Raw genomic sequence first — 17,972 nt, forward strand, 5'->3', positions numbered from 1 at the left:
GTCAGCTGCGCAGGTAGGACGCGCCGTTGACGTCGACGATCGTCCCGGTGCTGAACCGCGCCTCCGGCGACGCCAGCCACAGCACCGCCGAGGCCACCTCCTCCGGGCGCGCGACCCGGCCGAACGGCGACTGCGCGCGGACGGCGTCGCCATCGGGGCCGTCGAGCACCTCGCGCGCCATCTCGGTCTGCACGAAGCCCGGCGCCACCGCGGTGACCGAGATGCCCAGCGGCGCCAGCGCCAGCGCCATCGACTGCGCGAACGCGTTCATCCCGGCCTTCGAGGCGCCGTAGGCGGGGTTCTGCGGCTCGCCGCGGAAGGCGCCGCGGCTGGACACGTTGACCACCGCGCCGCCGCCGGCGGCCCGCAGGTGCGGCACGGCGCGGAAGGTCGCGTGGGCCGCGCCGAGCAGGTTGACCGCGAGCGTCCGCTCCCACACGTCCCGCCACTCCTCGAAGGTGGTGGTCAGCGGCGGGGAGGCCACGAAGACGCCGGCGTTGTTGACCAGCACGTCCAGCCCGCCCAGCGCCTCGGCGGCGGCGTCGACCATCGCGCCCACGGCCTCGGCGTCGGTCATGTCGGCCTGCACCAGCGCGTGGCCGGACCCGGGCAGCTCGGCGAGCACGGCCTCGGCGCGCTCCTTCGACGTGCCCCAGTGGACGGCCACCCGGTCCCCGCGCTCGGCGAAGGCGCGGGCGATCGCGCGGCCGATGCCGCGGGAGCCACCGGTGACGAGGACGGCGCGCGAGGAGGAGGTCACGAGCGGGCAGTCAACCAGCCCGGCCACCGGCGGCCCGCGTCACCACCGGCCCCGGTGGACGACCTCCTCCACGCCCCGCCGGCGTCGCCGCAGCGACGGCGAGCGCCGGTCGTCCCCGCCCGGGTAGCCGACCGACACGACGCCGACCGGCCGGTGGGTGCCGGGGATCCCGAACGCCTCCCGGACGGCGTCCACCCGCTCGGCCGGGACGCCGAACAGGCAGGCGCCGAGCCCCTCGTCGACGGCGGTCAGCAGCATCATCAGCGCGGCCATCCCGGCGTCGACGTCCCACCAGGGCACCGGCCAGCGGGTCTCGTCGCGATCGGTCCAGCCCTTGTCCGGCTCGGCGTAGCGGTCGAGGTAGGCGGCCTTCGACGACAGCGGGACCACCAGCAGCGGCGCCCGCCGCATCCGGGTCAGCCACGCGTCGGGCGCGCCCTCCCCGGCGGTCACCGACCAGAACCGCTCCCGGTCGGCGGGGTCCTCGAGCACCAGGAACGCCCAGCCCTGGGTGAACCCGGCCGAGGGCGCCCGGATCGCGTGCTCGAGCAGCCGCTCGCGCACCTCCGGCGGCACCGGCCGGTCGGGGTCGTAGTCGCGCACCATGCGGCGCCTGCGGACGACGTCGGCGAACTCCACCCCCGCAGCCTGCCTCGGGTGGGTCAGGCCACAGCGGGCCGGTCCCTAGGCTGGGAGCGTGCCGACCCTCCAGCTGCTCCCCGCCGTCGACGTCGCCGACGGCCAGGCCGTCCGACTCGTCCAGGGGGAGGCCGGCAGCGAGACCTCCTACGGCGACCCCCTCGACGCCGCCCTGCAGTGGCAGCGCGACGGCGCCGAGTGGGTGCACCTGGTCGACCTCGACGCCGCCTTCGGCCGCGGCAGCAACCGCGAGCTGCTCGCCCGCGTCGTCGGCGAGCTCGACGTCGACGTGGAGCTGTCCGGCGGCATCCGCGACGACGAGTCGCTGGCCGCGGCCCTCGCCACCGGCTGCCGCCGGGTCAACCTGGGCACCGCGGCGCTGGAGTCGCCCGAGTGGTGCGCCCGTGCCATCGCCGAGCACGGCGACCGCATCGCCGTCGGCCTCGACGTCCGCGGCACCCGGCTGGCCGCCCGCGGCTGGACCCGCGAGGGCGGCGAGCTCTACGAGACCCTCGCCCGCCTCGACGCCGAGGGCTGCGCCCGCTACGTGGTCACCGACATCACCAAGGACGGCACGCTGCGCGGCCCCAACCTCGACCTGCTGCGGGAGGTCTGCGCCGCCACGCCCCGGCCGGTGGTCGCCTCCGGCGGGGTCAGCTCGCTCGAGGACGTCCGCGCGCTGGCCGGGCTGACCGCGGTCGGCGTCGAGGGCGCCATCGTCGGCAAGGCCCTCTACGCCGGCGCGTTCACGCTGCCCGAGGCGCTGGCGGTCACCCGCGAGGCCTCGTCGTGACCGCGCGGCGGATCGGCTCCGGCGGGCCCTGGGAGGACGTCGTCGGCTACAGCCGGGTCGTCGTCGCCGGGGACTCGGCGTGGGTGAGCGGCTGCACCGCCACCGTCGACGGCGCGGTCGTCCACCCCGGCGACGTGGGCGCGCAGGCCCGGGTCGCGTTCGGCGTGCTGGTCGCCGCGCTGGAGTCGGCGGGCCTGACCGCCGCCGACGTCGTCCGCACCCGCGTGTACGTCACCGACACCTCCCGCTGGGAGGAGGTCGGGCGCGTGCACGGCGAGGTCTTCGGCGCGGTCCGGCCGGCCACCGCGATGATCGGCGTGGCCTCGCTGCTGCACCCCGACATGCTGGTCGAGGTGGAGGCCGACGCGGTCCGGGGGGCGGGGACGTGAGCGAGCTCGCGAGCTCACGCACGAGCGGAGCAGCCGGGCGAACGCCGCCGACGAGCGCCGGCGAGGAGGCGTCGTGAGCCTCGCGGTGCGCGTGATCCCGTGCCTGGACGTCGACGCCGGCCGGGTGGTCAAGGGCGTGAACTTCGTCGACCTGCGCGACGCCGGCGACCCGGTCGAGATGGCCCGCGTCTACGACGCCGAGGGCGCCGACGAGCTCACCTTCCTCGACATCACCGCCAGCTCCGGCGACCGGGAGACCACGTACGACGTCGTCCGGCGCACCGCCGAGAGCGTCTTCATCCCGCTCACCGTCGGCGGGGGCGTGCGCAGCCCCGACGACGTCGACCGGCTGCTGCGGGCCGGCGCCGACAAGGTCGCGGTCAACACCGCCGCGGTCGCCCGGCCCGAGCTGATCAGCGAGATCGCCGACCGCTTCGGCAGCCAGGTGCTCGTGCTCTCCCTCGACGCCCGCCGGGTGCGCGACGGCGCGGCCACCGACTCCGGCTTCGAGATCACCACGCACGGCGGGCGCCGCGGCACCGGCCGGGACGCTGTCGAGTGGGTGGTGCAGGCCGCGCAGCTCGGGGTGGGGGAGGTGCTGCTCAACTCGATGGACGCCGACGGCACCCGCGCCGGCTTCGACACCGAGCTGATCCGCGCCGTCCGCCGCGAGGTGGGCGTCCCGGTGGTCGCCAGCGGCGGCGCCGGGGCGGTCGAGCACTTCCCGCCCGCGGTCGAGGCCGGCGCCGACGCGGTGCTCGCGGCCAGCGTCTTCCACTTCGGCACGCTGCGGATCGGCGACGTCAAGGCCGCGCTGGCCGGCGCCGGCGTCCCCGTGCGCACCGCCGCGGACACGCCCCTGCGCTGACCGCGCCCGGCCGTCGTGCACCCCCGCGGAGGTGCACCGGACGCGTCAGCCGACCGGGGCGCCGTCCCGCACGACGACCCGGGCGACGTCGGTGCGCCCGGTCGCCCAGAGCAGGACCTCCATCGGCTCGCCCTCGACCGTGGTGGGTGCCGACCCGGCGCGGATCCGCTTCCCGGGGCCGGGGACGTCGCTGCGCTGCAGCACCAGGCCGCCGGGGTGCCGCGCGGCCGCCGCGCGGGCGAACAGCTGCGCCGCGCCCCAGAGCCGGTCGGCGTCGGCCAGCGGCAGCGCGCGCGGCGCCCAGCCCGGCCGCGCCCGCCGCACGTCCTCGTGGTGGATCGCGAACTCGGCGGAGTCCGCGACCGCCGACACCCCGGGCCAGCCCATCGGCAGCCACGCCGGCGGGCCCTGCCGGACCCGCGCCACCAGCTCGGGATACGCCGTCGAGGTGCGCAGCCGGTCCTCGACCCGCTCCGCGTGGGCGTGCAGCCGCCCGCCGACCGGCGTGCGCTCCAGCGCGTAGCCGGGCAGCGCGTCGGGACGGCGGTCGCGGGTCACCAGGTGGGCGGCCAGGTGGGCCGTCGTCCACCCCTCGCAGCAGGTCGGGGCGTCGGGGCCGAGCTCGTCGAGGAGGTCGGCGAGGGCCGCGCGCTCGCGGGCGGCGAGCGGGCGGGAAGAGGGAGTCACCACGGCGGGTTACCGATCCCGTCCACCCGGAAAACCCGCAGGCCCCTGTCGGTACCGCCGGTTAGCCTGAGTAACGACTGCGAGTGCCGCGGTCGCGAACCCCGAGGAGATCCGTGCCCCGCGCCCGAGACGCCGTCGTCCGGCGGGGACTGCGCCACGTCGCCCGGTCCATCCGCGAGCAGCGCGGGATGTTCACCCTCGCCCTGCTCGCCAGCAGCCTCTACGCCGCGATGACCGTGCTGTCGGCGTTCGTCATCGGCGGGGTCACCGACCGGGTGGTGCTCCCGGCCTTCGCCGACGGCGACACCACCGCCGGCGCGCTCACCCTCGCCGTCGTGGTGATCCTCGGCGTATCGGTGCTCAAGATCCTCGGCATCCTCGGCCGGCGGCTGTTCGCCGGCGTGATGGCCTACCGGCTGCAGGCCGACTACCGCCGCCGCGTCACCGCGCAGTACCTGCGGCTGCCGCTGGCCTGGCACCAGCGCCACCCCACCGGGCAGCTGCTGTCCAACGCGAACTCCGACGTCGAGGCCTCCTGGTACTTCGTCTCCCCGCTGCCCTTCGCCTGCGGGACGCTCGTGATGATCGCCATCACCGTCGTCGCGCTGGTGGCCACCGACCCGCTGCTGGCGCTGGTCGGCCTGGTCGTCTTCCCGCTGGTCTTCGTGGTCAACGCCGTCTACTCGCAGGTGATGAGCCCGCGGATGCAGCGGGCGCAGCAGCTGCGCGCCGAGGTCAGCGAGATCGCCCACGAGAGCTTCGACGCCGGCCTGGTGGTCAAGACCCTCGGCCGCGAGGACGTCGAGAGCGCCCGGTTCACCGAGCGCGCCCGGGAGCTGCGCGACGGGCTGGTCTCGGTCGGCCGGGTGCGCGGGCTGTTCGACCCGCTCATGGAGGCGCTGCCCAACCTCGGCACGCTCGCCGTGCTGCTGGTCGGCGCCGGCCGGGTCGCCTCCGGCGCCACCGACGCCGGCGACCTGGTGAGCATCGCCTACCTGTTCACCCTGCTCGCGCTGCCCATCCGCGCGATCGGCTGGGTGCTCGCCGACCTCCCGCGCGCGCTCGCCGGCTTCGACCGGGTCACCCCCGTCCTCGACGCCACCGGCGAGACCCCGCACGGCCCGGAGACCGCGCCCGCCGGCGACGGCGGCGCCCGGCTGGGCCTGCGCGCGGTCGACCACGTCTTCGACGGCGCGTCGCAGCCGGTGCTGTCGCAGGTCACCTTCGACGTCGCGGCCGGCAGCACGGTCGCCGTCGTCGGGCCGACCGGCTCGGGCAAGTCGACGCTGGCCGGGCTGCTGGTGCGGCTGGTCGACCCGGCCGGCGGCGAGGTGCTGCTCGACGGCGTCGACCTGCGCCGGCTGCGCGAGGGCGAGGTCAGCGGCCAGGCCGCGTTCGTCCCGCAGGGCACCTTCCTCTTCGACGACACCGTCCGCGGCAACGTGACCCTCGGCGGCGGGTACGGCGACGACGAGGTGCGCGCCGCGCTGCGCGTGGCCGCCGCCGAGGACTTCGTCGACCGGCTGCCCGAGGGCCTCGACACCCGCGTCGGCGAGCGCGGCGCCACCCTCTCCGGCGGTCAGCGGCAGCGGCTCGCCCTCGCCCGCGCCGTCATCCGCCGGCCCCGGCTGCTCGTCCTCGACGACGCCACCAGCGCCGTCGACCCCGCCGTCGAGGCGCGCATCCTCGACGCGCTGCGCTCGGCCGACCGGCCCTCGACCGTGGTCGTCGTCGCCTACCGGCAGGCCACCATCGCCCTCGCCGACGAGGTGGTGTGGCTGGAGAACGGCCGGGTCACCGCCCGCGGCAGCCACGAGGAGCTGCTGGCCACCGTGCCCGGCTACGCGGCGCTGGTCCGCGCCTACGCCCAGGCGGAGGTGGCGGCGTGAGCGCCGTCGGCACGGTCGACACCGGGCGGCGCGAGGGCGCGTTCGCCACCCTGCGCCGCGGGCTGCGGATGATGCCGGAGTTCCGCCGCGGACTGCCGGCCACGTTCGCGCTCGCGCTGGTCGCCACCGCCGGGCGGGTGGTCGTGCCGATCGCCGTCCAGCAGGTCATCGACCGCGGCCTGCTCGCCCCCGGCGGCCCCGACCTCGGCCTGGTCCGCACGCTGGTGCTGGTCTGCGCGGTCGTCGTCCTGGTCACCGGGGTGGCGGTCTACCGGATGAACGTCCGGCTGTTCCGCACCACCGAGACCGCGCTGGCCGGGTTGCGCGCCCGGGCGTTCCGGCACGTGCACGACCTGTCCGTGCTGCACCAGCAGGGCGAGCGCCGCGGCTCCCTGGTCTCCCGGGTCACCAGCGACGTCGACCAGCTGTCCACCTTCATGCAGTGGGGCGGCGTCCTCGGCGTGGTCAGCCTCGGCCAGCTGGTCGTGGCCACCGTCGTCATGGCGGTCTACTCCTGGCAGCTGACCCTGCTGGTGCTCGCCTGCTTCCTGCCGCTGGCCTTCGCCGTCCGCTGGTTCGCCCGCCGGCTGCAGGTCGCCTACGGCGTGGTCCGCGAGCGGGTCGGCGACGTGCTCGCCGCGGTGTCGGAGTCCGTCGTCGGCGCGCCGACGGTGCGCGCCTACGGCATCCGCGAGCGGACGGCGGCCCGCCTCGACCGGGCCATCGGCCGGCACTACCGCGCCCAGGTCGACGCGCAGAAGGTCACCGCGGCCGTCTTCGTCACCGGCGAGTTCGCGGCCGCGGTCGCCAACGCCGCCGTCGTCGTGGCCGGCGTGCTGCTCGGCGTGGCCGGGCAGGTCAGCGCCGGCACGCTCGTCGCCTTCCTGTTCCTCGTCACGCTCTTCGTCGCGCCGGTGCAGACCGCCAGCGAGGTGCTCAACGAGGGGCAGAACGCGATCGCCGGGTTCCGCCGGGTGCTCGACGTGCTCGACACCGAGCCCGACGTCCGCGACCCCGCCGCCGGCGGCACCGCGCGCGCCCTGCCGGCCGGGCCGCTCGGCGTGCGGCTCGAGCACGTCACCTTCCGCTACGCCCCTAGCGCGCGGGCGGCCCTCGACGACGTCGACCTCGCGCTGGCGCCGCGCCGCCGCTACGCCGTCGTCGGGGAGACCGGGTCGGGGAAGACGACGTTCGCCAAGCTGGTCACCCGGCTCATGGACCCCACCGAGGGGCGGGTGCTGCTCGGCTCCGACGCCGCCGGCTGGGTGCCGCTGCCCGACGTGGCGTTCGCCTCGCTGCGCCGGCGGGTCGGAATGGTGCCGCAGGACGGCTTCCTCTTCGACGCCACCGTCGCCGACAACGTCCGCTACGGCCGCCCGGACCTCACCGACGAGCAGGTGACCGCGGCCTTCGCCGAGCTCGGTCTCGGCGACTGGCTGGCCGGCCTGGCCGACGGCGTCGCGACGCCGGTGGGCCAGCGCGGGGAGTCGCTGTCGGCGGGGGAGCGGCAGCTGGTCGCCATCGCCCGCGCGCACGTGGCCGCGCCCGACCTGCTGGTGCTCGACGAGGCCACCAGCGCCGTCGACCCGGCCACCGAGCGGCGGCTGACCCTGGCGCTGGACCGGCTCACCGAGGGCCGCACCACGCTCACCATCGCGCACCGGCTGTCCACCGCCGAGCGGGCCGACGAGGTGCTCGTCGTCGACGCCGGCCGGGTGGTGCAGCGCGGCACGCACGCGGACCTGGTCGACGCCGTCGGCCCCTACGCGCGGCTGCACGCCTCGTGGCGCCGGTCGTCGGCGGGGGAGCCCGAGCGCGTCGCCTGAGCGGGCGGCGGTCCTAGGCTCCGCGGCGTGACCACGTCCTCCCCGAGCCCCTCCCGCATGCCCGGCACGGCGATCGCCGCCGCGGCGGTCGGCGCCCTCGGCGTGCTGCCGCTGGCCCTGGTCACTGTCCTGCCCTTCGCCCTCGGCGGCGTGCAGTCCGACGACGTCCGCGACTGGTGGGTCTACGCGCTGCTACTGCTGCCCGTGATCCAGGTCTTCGGCGTCGTCTGGCTGGTCTCCCGCCGGGGCCGGTGGCCGCTGCTCCTGGGAGCCGTGGGCTCGGTGGGGTTCGCCCTCCTCGTCATCGCGACGGCGGTCGCGGTCGGCGAGGACGTGGGCGCCGCGCCGGTCGTGGTGGCCGTCTGCCCCCTGGTCGCGGCCGGCCTCGCGCTCAGTCCCCGGGTGACGGCCTGGCTGGCCGGCCGCCGCCGCCCGGGCTGACGGGGTCCGGCCGCGGGGGCCTCCCCGCGGGGGCCCGCCGCGAGGGTGCGAGTGGCGGGGGGGCAGGAAGGCCCCTTCTCTAGGCTGCCCGGCATGCCGTCGTCCCCGCCCCGCCGGACGACGACCCGCCGCTCCCCGCGGGCGGCGCCCGCGGCGTCGGCCGTCCGGCGGGCCGCCCCGCCGCCCGCTGCCGGGCGCCCGCTCACCGCGCCGTTCGCCGCCGCGTTCGGCCTGCTCGTCGCCGCCGAGGACCTGTACCTCGGGTGGCTGCTCTGGGACGGCCTGCCCCCGGGCTGGGGCTGGTACCTGGCCGCCTCCGCGCTCCTGGCGCTGCCGGCGGTCGCCGGGGCGGCGCTGGTGTGGGCCGGCCGGGGCCGCGGGTGGCTGGTCCTCGCCGTCGCCGCGGTGCTGCCGCTCCTCCTGCTGCTCGGCGTGGCCCTGCTGTTCGGCGCCCTCGGCGACGGCTCGTCGGTCGGGTGGGCGCTGGCGCTGCTGGTGGGCCCGGCCGGCTGCCTGGCGCTGACGGTGCGCCGCCCGATCCGGGAGTGGACCCGTCCGGGCCGGGCGACACCGCCCCCGGCGCAGCCGGGGCGGACCCCCCGGGGCGGCCGCGCCCGCTAGCGTGCCCGCCGTGATCGACACAGACGTCGTCGTGGTGGGGTCCGGCCTGGCCGGCCTGGTGGCCACCGCCGAGCTGGCCGACGCCGGCCGGCGGGTGGTGCTCGTCGAGCAGGAGCCGGAGGCGTCCTTCGGCGGGCAGGCGTGGTGGTCCTTCGGCGGGCTGTTCCTCGTCGACTCGCCCGAGCAGCGCCGCCTGCGCGTCCGCGACTCGCTGGAGCTGGCCCGCCAGGACTGGTTCGGCACCGCCGCCTTCGACCGCGCCGAGGACCACTGGCCCCGGCAGTGGGCCGAGGCGTACCTGGAGTTCGCCGCGGGGGAGAAGCGGGCCTGGCTGCGCGAACAGGGCGTCGGCTTCTTCCCCGTCGTCGGGTGGGCCGAGCGCGGCGGCTACACCGCCACCGGCCACGGCAACTCCGTGCCCCGCTTCCACATCGTCTGGGGCACCGGCCCCGGCATCGTCGAGCCGTTCGCCCGCCGGGTCCGCGCCGCCGTCGAGCGCGGGCTGGTCGAGCTGCGCTTCCGGCACCGGGTGACCGCGCTGGTCGTCACCGACGGCGCGGTCACCGGCGTCCGCGGCGAGGTGCTCGAGCCCAGCGACGTCGCCCGCGGCGAGGCCAGCTCGCGCACCGCCGTCGGGGACTTCGAGATCGCCGCGCAGGCCGTCGTTGTCACCTCCGGCGGCATCGGGGGCAACCACGACCTGGTCCGGCAGAACTGGCCGGCCCGGCTGGGCCCCCCGCCGCAGCGGCTGCTGTCCGGCGTCCCCGCGCACGTCGACGGGCTCATGCTCCAGGCCACCGAGGCCGCCGGCGCCAACCTCATCAACCGCGACCGCATGTGGCACTACACCGAGGGGATCGCCAACCACTCCCCGGTGTGGGCACGGCACGGCATCCGGATCCTGCCCGGGCCCTCGTCGCTCTGGCTGGACGCGACCGGGCAGCGGCTGCCGGTCCCGCTGTTCCCCGGCTTCGACACCCTGGGCACCCTCGCCCACATCGGGCAGACCGGCTACGAGCACACCTGGTTCGTGACGACGAAGAAGATCGTCGAGAAGGAGTTCGCGCTGTCGGGCTCCGAGCAGAACCCCGACCTCACCGGCAAGGACGTCCGGCTGCTGCTGAACCGGGTCAAGGCGGGCGTGTCCGCCCCGGTGCAGGCCTTCCTCGACCGCGGCGAGGACTTCGTGACGGCGTCCTCCCTGCCCGAGCTGGTCGCCGGGATGAACCGGATCACCGGCGGCACGCCCGAGGTGTCGCTGGAGACCGTGGAGCGGGAGGTCACCGCCCGCGACCGCGCGGTGGACCACCCGTTCACCAAGGACCTGCAGCTCACCGCGGTCCGCGGCGCCCGCAGCTACCTCGGCGACAAGCTCATCCGGGTGGCCCCGCCGCACCGGCTGCTCGACCCCGCGGCCGGCCCGCTGATCGCCGTCCGGCTCAACCTGCTCACCCGCAAGACCCTCGGCGGGCTGGAGACCGACCTGTCCGGCCGGGTGCTGCGCGCCGGCGGCGAGCCGTTCCCCGGCCTGTACGCCGCCGGGGAGGCGTCCGGGTTCGGCGGCGGAGGCATGCACGGCTACCGGTCGCTGGAGGGCACGTTCCTCGGCGGCTGCCTGTTCTCCGGCCGGGTCGCCGGCCGGGCGCTGGCGGCGGCCCTGTGAGCTCGCCCGGCAGCCCCTGGGCCGACCCGGCCGCCGGGACGGAGCCGGTCGCCTACGCGGGCCCGCCGGCCACCGCCCCGTACGCCGCGCCGGCCCCGGTGTACCCGGGGTACGCGCCGGGCCGGTCGGCCGCGCCGTACTGGCCGGCCTACGGCCCGCCGGTGCCGCAGCGGCCGCGCCGGCCGGGGCAGGTGGTCGCCGCGGCGGTCCTCGCGTTCGTGCAGGCCGCCGTCGTCGCGCTGTCCTCGGCCTACGTGCTGCTGCTGGCCAGCACGTTCGGCCTGTTCGCCGGCGTCCCCGACCACTCCGGCGGCGGGAGCGACGACGTCTCCGGCCTGGTCACCGAGGTCACGGTGCTCTCCGCGGTGCAGCTGGCCTCGGCGGTGCTGCTGGTCGTCGCGGGGGTGCTGGTGCTCAACCGGCGCAGCCGGGCGGTGTGGACGACGCTGCTCGCCGGCTTCGGCGTGCAGCTCGCCCTGGCCGCCTACTGGCTGGTCCGGCTGACCTCCCTCGCCGACGTCGCCGGCTTCGATGCGACCGGCGTACTCGTCGTCGGCGTGCTGTTCTACGCCGCCGCCCCGGCCGTGGGGCTGGGCCTGCTGCTGGTCGGCGCCGTCCGCCGGTGGGCCGCCGGCGGGGACGCGCCACCGGCCGCGGGGTGACCGCGCGGGGCCGCCGGACCGGCCGGTCCCCGCGGCGGGGGAGAATCGCGGGCATGCCCGCCGTGCCCGCCGTCGACTCCGCCCTCGACCCCGCCGTCGCCGCGCTGCTGCGCCGCGACCCGGCGGGACTGGTCGCCGCCGTCGTGCAGCAGCACGACACCGGCGAGGTCCTCATGGTCGCCTGGATGGACGACGAGGCGCTGCACCGCACCCTGACCACCGGCCGGGCCACCTACTGGTCCCGCAGCCGCGGGGAGTACTGGGTGAAGGGCGAGACGTCCGGGCACCGGCAGTGGGTCCGCGACGTGCGCCTGGACTGCGACGGCGACGCGCTGCTGGTGCTCGTCGACCAGGAGGGCCCGGCCTGCCACACCGGCGCGCGCAGCTGCTTCTCCCGCGACCTGGAGGTCACCCGTGCGGCTCGGTGAGACCAGCCCCTCGCGCGAGGCGTTCGCCGCCCTGGACCAGCCGGTCGTGCCGGTGACCCGGCGGCTGCTGGCCGACGGCGAGACCGCCGTCGGCATCTACCGCAAGCTGGCCGGCAACCGGCCCGGCACCGTGCTGCTCGAGTCGGCCGAGCAGGGCAAGCGCTGGTCGCGCTACAGCTTCGTCGGCGTGCGCAGCGCCGGGGTTCTCACCGAGCGGGACGGGCGGACGCTGTGGCTCGGCGACCCGCTGCCCGGGCTCACCGACGACCTGCCCGAGGACCCCCTGGCCGCGGTCCACACGCTGGCCCGCCGGCTGCGCTCGCCGCGCCGGGAGGACCTGCCGCGGCTGACCGGCGGGCTGGTCGGCTACCTCGGCTACGACGTCGTCCGGCGGCTGGAGCGGCTGCCGGTCACCGCCACCGACGACCTCGGCATGCCCGAGCTGTCGCTGGCCCTGGTCACCGACCTCGCCGTCCTCGACCACACCGACGGCACCGTGCTGCTCATCGCCAATGCCCTGACCGGGTCCGGCGACGCCGACACGGCCTGGGACGACGCCGTCGCCCGCCTCGACGCCATGGCCGCCGACCTCACCAAGGCGGTGCCGCCGGGGGTGGCCACGTTCGCCCCCGCCGAGCCGCCGCCGGTGCGCAGCACGATGGCGCCGGGGGAGTACGAGGCCGGGGTGGAGGCGGTGCGCGAGCACATCCGCGCCGGCGACGCCTTCCAGGTCGTGCTGGCGCAGCGGTTCGAGACCGACACCGACGTCGACGCGCTCGACCTCTACCGGGTGCTGCGGGCCACCAACCCCTCGCCGTACATGTACCTGCTGCGCTTCGCCGGCCGGGAGACGCCCTTCGATGTCGTCGGCTCGTCGCCGGAGGCGCTGGTGACCGTGACCGGCAGCTCGGCCGTCGTGCACCCGCCGGCCGGCACCCGCCCGCGCGGCGCCACCGAGGAGGAGGACCTGCGGCTGGCCGAGGGACTGCTCGCCGACCCCAAGGAGCGGGCGGAGCACGTCATGCTCGTCGACCTCGCGCGCAACGACCTGGGCAGGGTGTGCGTGCCGGGCACGGTCGAGGTGCCCGACTTCATGCGGATCGAGTACTACAGCCACGTCATGCACCTGGTGTCCACCGTCGGCGGCGTGGTTGCCCCCGGCCGCGACGCGCTCGACGTCTTCGACGCGACCTTCCCGGCCGGCACCGTCTCCGGTGCCCCCAAGCCGCGGGCGATGGAGATCATCGAGTCGCTGGAGCCCACCCGGCGGGCGCTGTACGCGGGCACCGTCGGGTACCTGGACGCGAGCGGGGACATGGACATGGCGATCGCCATCCGCACCGCTGTGCTCCACCAGGGCCGGGCGTACGTGCAGGCCGGCGCCGGGATCGTCGCCGACAGCGACCCCGCCACCGAGGAGGCCGAGACCCGGCACAAGGCTCGGGCGGTGCTCTCGGCGATCGCGACCGCGGAGGGCATGCGGGAGGTGCGGTGACGGCCGCGCGGCGGGAGCTGGGGACGGCGCTCGCCGGCTGCGCGGTCGCCGGCGGGCTGGCGCTGTCGGCGGGCGGGCAGACCTGGGCCACGGTCACGGTCACCCGGCGGCCGCCGCTGCCGCCGGTCACCGAGACGCTGACCGGTTCGTCGCTGGCGCCGCTGGTGCCCGCCGCGGGGCTGCTGCTGCTCGCCGCGGCGGTCGCCGTCCTCGCGGTGCGCGGCGCCGGGCGGGTCGCGGTGGGGGTCCTGGTGGCGCTGGCGGGCGCCGCGCTGGCCTGGTCGTCGGTGGGTGTACTGGCCGGCGGGGTGGACCCTTCCGCGGCGGCACCGGGGGAGCGGCGCACCGCCGACCTCGCGGCCGCCTGGCCGGTGCTGTGCCTGGTCGCCGCCGTCGTCGCGCTCGCCGCCGGCGTGCTGGTCGCGGTCCGCGGCCGCCGCTGGCCGGCCATGGGCCGCCGCTACGAGCGGTCACCCGGCGCGGCGGCCGCGCCGGCCCCGGCGCGGGCCCGCACCGGCGAGGACCGGGCGCTGGACGCCTGGCGCGCCCTCGACCGCGGCGACGACCCGACGGCCGACCCCGCCGACGAGGCGACACGGGGCCCCGCCGGTGACCCGGCGGCCGGGCCCCCGGGTCGCCGTCGCTAGGGTGGGTCCACCCGTCCGACCGGCACCGGACCGGCCGACCCAGCAGCGAGGAGGCGGAGTGACCGTCCTCGACGACATCGTCGCCGGCGTCCGTGAGGACGTCGCGGCGCGCGAGGCGGCCACCCCGCTGGCCGAGGTCCGAGCCGCCGCGCGCGACGCCCGCCCCGCCCGCGACGCCCTGGCCGCGCTCCGCGAGCCCGGCGTCGGCGTGATCGCGGAGGTCAAGCGCCGCAGCCCGAGCAAGGGCGCGCTGGCCGACATCCCCGACCCCGCGGTGCTCGCCGCCCAGTACGCCGCCGGCGGCGCCCGGGTGATCAGCGTCCTCACCGAGCGGCGCCGCTTCGGCGGCTCGCACGCCGACCTGGCCGCCGTCCGCGCCGCCGTCGACGTGCCGGTGCTGTGCAAGGACTTCGTGGTCAGCAGCTACCAGGTGCACGAGGCCCGCGCCCACGGCGCCGACGTCGTCCTGCTGATCGTCGCGGCGCTGGAGCAGAACGCGCTGCTGGGCCTGCTCGAGCGGGTCGAGTCCCTCGGCATGACCGCCCTGGTCGAGGTGCACACCGAGGCGGAGGCCGACCGCGCGCTGGCCGCCGGCGCCTCGGTGATCGGCGTCAACGCCCGCGACCTCACCACCCTCGACGTCGACCTCGGCACCTTCGAGCGGATCGCCCCCGGGCTGCCCTCGGGCGTGGTCAAGGTCGCCGAGTCCGGCGTCCGCGGCCCGCGCGAGCTCATCGCCTACGCCTCCGCCGGCGCCGACGCCGTCCTGGTCGGCGAGGGCCTGGTCACCGCCGGCGACCCGCGTCAGGCGGTCGCCGACCTGGTCACCGCCGGCTCGCACCCGGCCGTGCCGCGCACGACTCGCTAGACCCCGGCCTCGCTGCAGGGACCCGCCGCGAGCCTGCGAGGGGCGGGGGGCAGCGAGGTCCTTAGTCTGGGTGCATGACCACGAGTGCCGTCCACCCGCCCGAGCAGCGCAGCGACCCGGCGCGCCCGGCGTGGCCCGACACCACCGGTCACTTCGGCGTCTTCGGCGGCCGGTTCGTCCCCGAGGCGCTGGTCGCGGCCCTCGACGAGCTGACCGAGGCCTACGAGGCCATGCGGGTCGACCCCGCGTTCGTCGCCGAGTTCGCCGCCCTGCAGCGGGACTACACCGGCCGCCCGAGCCCGGTCACCGAGGTGCCGCGCTTCGCCGAGCACTGCGGCGGCGCCCGCGTGCTGCTCAAGCGCGAGGACCTCAACCACACCGGCTCACACAAGATCAACAACGTGCTGGGCCAGGCGCTGCTGACGAAGCGGATCGGCAAGCAGCGGGTCATCGCCGAGACCGGCGCGGGCCAGCACGGCGTCGCCACCGCGACCGCGGCGGCGCTCATGGGCCTGTCCTGCACGATCTACATGGGCGAGGAGGACACCCGCCGGCAGGCGCTCAACGTCGCCCGCATGCGGCTGCTCGGCGCCGAGGTGGTCCCGGTGAGCACCGGCTCGCGCACCCTCAAGGACGCCATCAACGAGGCCTTCCGCGACTGGGTGACCAACGTCGAGACCACCAACTACGTCTTCGGCACCGTCGCCGGCCCGCACCCGTTCCCGGCGATGGTCCGCGACTTCCAGCGGGTGATCGGCGACGAGGCCCGCGCCCAGGTGCTCGAGCGCGAGGGCCGGCTGCCCGACGCCGTCCTCGCCTGCGTCGGCGGCGGCTCCAACGCCATCGGGATCTTCACCGCGTTCGTGCCCGACGAGGGCGTGCGCCTGGTCGGCCTGGAGGCCGGCGGCGACGGCGTCGAGACCGGCCGGCACGCCGCGACGATCACCGGGGGAGCCCCCGGCGTGCTGCACGGCGCCCGCTCCTACCTGCTGCAGGACGACAACGGCCAGACGATCGAGTCGCACTCGATCAGCGCCGGGCTGGACTACCCCGGCGTCGGGCCGGAGCACAGCTTCCTGCACGACGTCGGCCGGGCCGAGTACCGCCCGGTCACCGACGCCGAGGCGATGGAGGCCTTCGCGCTGCTGTGCCGGACCGAGGGCATCATCCCGGCGATCGAGTCCGCGCACGCCCTCGCCGGCGCCGTGCGGCTCGGCCGCGAGCTGGTGGCCGTGGGGGACGGCGGGCGGGGAGGCGAGCCTCCGCTGCTGCTGGTCAACCTCTCCGGCCGCGGCGACAAGGACGTCGAGACCGCGTCGCGCTGGTTCGGCCTCGGCGACCGCGACGAGGTCGACCCCGGCCCCGGCATGGACACCGACCAGCAGCCCACCGAGGGCGCCGTCGCCTCCGGCGACGCGGTGCCCGGCCGGGACGCGGGGAGCCCGGCATGAGCCGGCTCGAGCAGCGGATCCGCGGCGCCAACGCCGAGGGCCGCGCCGCGCTCGTCGCCTACCTGCCGGTCGGCTACCCGGGCGTGGACGACTCGATCGCCGCGATGACGGCCGCCGTCGAGGGCGGGGCCGACGTCGTGGAGATCGGCGTCCCGTACTCCGACCCCGGCATGGACGGCCCGGTCATCCAGCAGGCGGTCGACCCCGCCGTGCGCGCCGGCGTGGGCATGCGCGACGTGCTGCGCGCGGTCGAGGCGGTGGACGCCGCGGGCGCGGTGCCGGTGGTGATGAGCTACTGGAACCCGGTCGAGCGCTACGGCGTCGAGCGGTTCGCCACCGACCTGGCCGCCGCCGGGGGAGCGGGCGCGATCACGCCCGACCTCATCCCGGACGAGGCCGCCGCGTGGCTGGCCGCCGCCGAGGCCGCCGACCTGGACCGCGTCTTCCTCGTCGCGCCGTCGTCCACCGACGCGCGGCTGGCGTCGACCACCGCGGCCTGCCGCGGGTTCGTGTACGCCGCGTCCACGATGGGCGTCACCGGCACCCGCGCCACCGTCGGTGACGCCGCCGAGCGGCTGGTCGCCCGCACCCGCGCGGTCACCGACGTCCCGGTGTGCGTGGGCCTGGGCGTCTCCAACGGCGACCAGGCCGCCGAGGTGGCGGGCTTCGCCGACGGCGTCATCGTCGGGTCGGCCTACGTGCGGGAGCTGCTCGAGGGCCGGGGCGCCGACGGCGTGCGCCGGCTGTCCGAGGAGCTGGCCGCGGGCGTGCGCCGCCGGGTGGCCGTGCCGTGACGGTCCTGGCGTCGATCCCGAGCCCGGCCCAGGGGGTGTGGCACCTGGGGCCGTTCCCGCTGCGCGCCTACGCGCTGTGCATCATCGCGGGCATCGTCGCGGCCTGCTGGATCGCCGAGAAGCGGTGGGTCGCCCGCGGCGGCCGGCCCGGCGAGGTCCTCGACATCGCGGTCTGGGCGGTGCCCTTCGGCATCCTCGGCGGCCGGCTCTACCACGTGATCACGACGCCGCAGCCCTACTTCGGGGAGGGCGGGGACCCGCTGCGGGCGTTCGCCATCTGGGAGGGCGGCCTCGGCATCTGGGGCGCCATCGCCCTCGGCGGCGTCGGCGCGTGGATCGCCTGCCGCCGCCGGGGCATCCCGCTGCCGGCCTTCGGCGACGCCATCGCACCCGGCCTGCTGGTGGCCCAGGCGGTCGGCCGGCTGGGCAACTGGTTCAACCAGGAGCTGTTCGGCCGGCCCACCACGCTGCCCTGGGGCCTGGAGATCGACGCGGCGCACCGCCCCGACGGCTACGAGGCGTTCGCCACGTTCCACCCGACGTTCCTCTACGAGCTGCTGTGGAACCTCGCCGCGGCCGCCGTCGTGGTGTGGGCCGACCGCCGCTTCCGGCTGTCCCACGGGCGGGCGTTCGCGCTCTACGTCGCGCTGTACTGCGCCGGCCGGCTGTGGATCGAGGTGCTGCGCATCGACGACGCCAACCGCTTCCTCGGCGTCCGGCTCAACGTGTTCACCTGCATCGTGGTCGGGCTGCTCGCCGTGGCCTACATGCTCTGGCAGCGGGGCCGCCCGCGGGAGGTCATCGACCGGGCCGCCGTCGGCGGACGTGACGACGACGACACCGCCGCCGCCGACGCCGGCACCGCCGACGCGGCCCCGACCAGCACCGACGCGCCCGCCGAGGAGCGGCGGGGTGACCGGTCTCACGACGCGCCGGGGACGTCCTGACAGGACGCGCCGACGGATCGTTTCGCGCCGGTGAGCCCGGTGTCGCTGCTGTGTACCCTCCTGTCAGACCGGCCGGTGATCCCGGCGGGTCGCTCGCGTCGTAA

At 76.8% G+C, this 17,972-nt stretch carries 19 protein-coding genes; 16 read left to right on the forward strand and 3 right to left on the reverse strand.

Annotation, left to right across the window (positions count from 1 at the left end; all coding sequences use genetic code 11):
• Position 1 precedes the first annotated feature (1 nt).
• Both ACI8AB_RS14560 and ACI8AB_RS14565 read right to left on the reverse strand, forming a co-directional pair.
• Complete coding sequence (locus ACI8AB_RS14560) at positions 2 to 760, reverse strand: SDR family NAD(P)-dependent oxidoreductase (protein WP_456950684.1); 759 nt, start codon at positions 758 to 760, stop codon at positions 2 to 4.
• Positions 761 to 799: 39 nt separating this feature from the next.
• The gene (locus ACI8AB_RS14565; protein ID WP_456950685.1) at positions 800 to 1,399 is read right to left on the reverse strand and encodes a nitroreductase family protein; all 600 of its coding nucleotides are present in this window, start codon (positions 1,397 to 1,399) and stop codon (positions 800 to 802) included.
• A 58-nt stretch (positions 1,400 to 1,457) separates the two neighbouring features.
• Between ACI8AB_RS14565 and priA the strand changes: the two genes are divergently transcribed.
• The 3 genes from priA (at position 1,458) to hisF (ending at position 3,449) form a co-directional block, all read left to right on the forward strand.
• On the forward strand, positions 1,458 to 2,192 hold the full coding sequence (priA, locus tag ACI8AB_RS14570; protein WP_456950686.1) for a bifunctional 1-(5-phosphoribosyl)-5-((5-phosphoribosylamino)methylideneamino)imidazole-4-carboxamide isomerase/phosphoribosylanthranilate isomerase PriA: 735 nt from the start codon (positions 1,458 to 1,460) through the stop codon (positions 2,190 to 2,192).
• Positions 2,189 to 2,581, forward strand: a complete 393-nt coding sequence (locus ACI8AB_RS14575; protein WP_456950687.1) for a RidA family protein — start codon at positions 2,189 to 2,191, stop codon at positions 2,579 to 2,581. Before priA ends, ACI8AB_RS14575 begins: the two co-directional genes overlap by 4 nt.
• 73 nt (positions 2,582 to 2,654) lie before the next feature.
• Positions 2,655 to 3,449: an imidazole glycerol phosphate synthase subunit HisF gene (gene hisF / locus ACI8AB_RS14580; RefSeq protein WP_456950688.1), complete on the forward strand. Its 795-nt coding sequence runs from the start codon at positions 2,655 to 2,657 to the stop codon at positions 3,447 to 3,449.
• Between the two features lie 45 nt (positions 3,450 to 3,494).
• Here hisF and ACI8AB_RS14585 read toward each other — a convergent pair whose 3' ends face one another.
• Positions 3,495 to 4,136, reverse strand: a complete 642-nt coding sequence (locus ACI8AB_RS14585; protein WP_456950689.1) for a TIGR03085 family metal-binding protein — start codon at positions 4,134 to 4,136, stop codon at positions 3,495 to 3,497.
• 113 nt (positions 4,137 to 4,249) lie between these two features.
• On the opposite strand from ACI8AB_RS14585, the gene ACI8AB_RS14590 reads away from it, so the two are divergent.
• The 13 genes from ACI8AB_RS14590 (at position 4,250) to lgt (ending at position 17,868) form a co-directional block, all read left to right on the forward strand.
• On the forward strand, positions 4,250 to 6,025 hold the full coding sequence (locus ACI8AB_RS14590; protein ID WP_456950690.1) for an ABC transporter ATP-binding protein: 1,776 nt from the start codon (positions 4,250 to 4,252) through the stop codon (positions 6,023 to 6,025).
• A complete protein-coding gene (locus ACI8AB_RS14595) occupies positions 6,022 to 7,851 on the forward strand; it encodes an ABC transporter ATP-binding protein (RefSeq protein ID WP_456950691.1) in 1,830 nt (609 codons plus the stop codon). Before ACI8AB_RS14590 ends, ACI8AB_RS14595 begins: the two co-directional genes overlap by 4 nt.
• A gap of 27 nt (positions 7,852 to 7,878) precedes the next feature.
• Positions 7,879 to 8,292 (forward strand): hypothetical protein, encoded by a 414-nt coding sequence (locus ACI8AB_RS14600; protein WP_456950692.1) that lies wholly within the window; start codon positions 7,879 to 7,881, stop codon positions 8,290 to 8,292.
• Between the two features lie 93 nt (positions 8,293 to 8,385).
• Entirely contained in the window at positions 8,386 to 8,913 is a 528-nt protein-coding gene (locus tag ACI8AB_RS14605; RefSeq protein ID WP_456950693.1) for a hypothetical protein, read from the forward strand.
• A gap of 10 nt (positions 8,914 to 8,923) precedes the next feature.
• On the forward strand, positions 8,924 to 10,576 hold the full coding sequence (locus ACI8AB_RS14610; RefSeq protein ID WP_456950694.1) for an FAD-binding dehydrogenase: 1,653 nt from the start codon (positions 8,924 to 8,926) through the stop codon (positions 10,574 to 10,576).
• Positions 10,573 to 11,238: a hypothetical protein gene (locus ACI8AB_RS14615; protein WP_456950695.1), complete on the forward strand. Its 666-nt coding sequence runs from the start codon at positions 10,573 to 10,575 to the stop codon at positions 11,236 to 11,238. The genes ACI8AB_RS14610 and ACI8AB_RS14615 overlap by 4 nt, the downstream gene beginning before the upstream one ends.
• 53 nt (positions 11,239 to 11,291) lie before the next feature.
• On the forward strand, positions 11,292 to 11,666 hold the full coding sequence (gene hisI / locus ACI8AB_RS14620) for a phosphoribosyl-AMP cyclohydrolase (RefSeq protein ID WP_387986640.1): 375 nt from the start codon (positions 11,292 to 11,294) through the stop codon (positions 11,664 to 11,666).
• Entirely contained in the window at positions 11,653 to 13,161 is a 1,509-nt protein-coding gene (locus ACI8AB_RS14625) for an anthranilate synthase component I (protein WP_456950696.1), read from the forward strand. Before hisI ends, ACI8AB_RS14625 begins: the two co-directional genes overlap by 14 nt.
• Entirely contained in the window at positions 13,158 to 13,808 is a 651-nt protein-coding gene (locus tag ACI8AB_RS14630) for a Trp biosynthesis-associated membrane protein (RefSeq protein WP_456950697.1), read from the forward strand. The genes ACI8AB_RS14625 and ACI8AB_RS14630 overlap by 4 nt, the downstream gene beginning before the upstream one ends.
• 58 nt (positions 13,809 to 13,866) lie before the next feature.
• A complete protein-coding gene (trpC, locus tag ACI8AB_RS14635) occupies positions 13,867 to 14,676 on the forward strand; it encodes an indole-3-glycerol phosphate synthase TrpC (RefSeq protein ID WP_456902744.1) in 810 nt (269 codons plus the stop codon).
• A 74-nt stretch (positions 14,677 to 14,750) separates the two neighbouring features.
• Positions 14,751 to 16,127: a tryptophan synthase subunit beta gene (gene trpB / locus ACI8AB_RS14640; RefSeq protein ID WP_456950698.1), complete on the forward strand. Its 1,377-nt coding sequence runs from the start codon at positions 14,751 to 14,753 to the stop codon at positions 16,125 to 16,127.
• Positions 16,124 to 16,921 carry a tryptophan synthase subunit alpha gene (gene trpA, locus ACI8AB_RS14645; RefSeq protein ID WP_387986653.1) on the forward strand — a complete coding sequence of 266 codons (798 nt, stop codon included), beginning with the start codon at positions 16,124 to 16,126 and terminating at the stop codon, positions 16,919 to 16,921. The genes trpB and trpA overlap by 4 nt, the downstream gene beginning before the upstream one ends.
• Positions 16,918 to 17,868, forward strand: a complete 951-nt coding sequence (lgt, locus tag ACI8AB_RS14650) for a prolipoprotein diacylglyceryl transferase (protein WP_387986656.1) — start codon at positions 16,918 to 16,920, stop codon at positions 17,866 to 17,868. The genes trpA and lgt overlap by 4 nt, the downstream gene beginning before the upstream one ends.
• The last annotated feature ends 104 nt before the right edge of the window (positions 17,869 to 17,972 follow it).

The organism is Geodermatophilus sp. SYSU D00698 (assembly GCF_054050335.1).